The 1,272-nt window shown below is 61.4% G+C and carries 1 protein-coding gene; it reads right to left on the reverse strand.

Annotated elements, in window-relative coordinates; translation table 11 throughout:
- Window positions 1–1,272 (reverse strand): serine hydroxymethyltransferase (glyA, locus tag Q1B13_RS26795; RefSeq protein WP_299085941.1); only part of this gene is annotated, 1,272 nt, incomplete at both ends.

A 1,272-nucleotide genomic window follows, 5' to 3' on the forward strand; every position in this document is an offset into this window, starting at 1 on the left:
TACAAGTTAGGATATAGGGGGAATTTGGCGCATAGGTTGGCGACTTCGGCTTTGACCTTGGCTTCGACGGCGGCGTTGCCGTCTTCGCCATTTGCGGCCAGGCCGTCGACGATCTCGATGATCCAGTCGGCGATCTGGCGGAACTCGGTCTCGCCAAAGCCGCGGGTGGTGCCGGCGGGGGACCCCAGACGGATGCCGCTGGTCACGGTTGGTTTTTCCGGGTCAAACGGCACGCCGTTCTTGTTGCAGGTGATATGCGCCCGGCCCAGGGCCTTGTCGACGATGTTGCCGGTCACGCCCTTGGGCCGCAGGTCGACCAGCACCACATGGGTGTCGGTGCCGTGGGTGACCGTGTCCAGACCACCCTTGATCAGCTGGTCCGACAGCGCCTGCGCGTTGGTCACGACCTGTTTGATGTAGTCCCTGAACTCGGGCCGCAGTGCCTCGCCAAAGGCCACCGCCTTGGCTGCGATCACATGCATCAGCGGGCCGCCCTGAATGCCCGGAAAGATCGCTGAATTCACTTTCTTAGCGATATCTTCATCATTGGTCAGGATCATGCCACCACGCGGGCCACGCAGGGTCTTGTGCGTGGTGGTTGTGGCCACATGTGCATGCGGGAACGGGCTGGGGTGTTCGCCCGCCGCCACCAGACCGGCGAAATGCGCCATATCAACATGGAGGTAGGCGCCGACCATATCAGCAATCTCGCGCATGCGGGCAAAGTCGATCCGGCGCGGGATGGCCGAGCCTCCGGCGATGATCAGCTTGGGGTTATGCTCTTTCGCCAGCGCCTCGACCTGATCATAGTCCAGCATGTTGTCTTCTTTGCGGACGCCGTATTGCACGGCGTTGAACCACTTGCCCGACTGGTTCGGGCGGGCGCCGTGGGTCAGGTGGCCACCGGCATCCAGGCTCATGCCCAGAATGGTGTCACCGGGTTTGATCAGCGCCTGGAACACGCCCTGATTGGCCTGAGAGCCCGAGTTCGGCTGGACGTTGGCGAAATCACAGCCAAACAGCTGTTTGGCGCGATCGATGGCGAGGTTCTCGGCGATATCGACAAACTGGCACCCGCCATAATAGCGCCGCCCGGGATAGCCTTCGGCGTATTTGTTGGTCATCACCGAACCCTGCGCCTCCATCACAGCGGCGGAGACGATGTTCTCGGATGCAATCAGTTCGATCTCATCACGCTGGCGACCCAGCTCGGACGTGATCGAGCCATAAAGCTCAGGGTCACGATCAGACAGGGACTGGGTGAAAAAACCG

This window comes from uncultured Ruegeria sp. (genome assembly GCF_947489545.1).
Classification (GTDB): Bacteria; Pseudomonadota; Alphaproteobacteria; order Rhodobacterales; family Rhodobacteraceae; genus Ruegeria.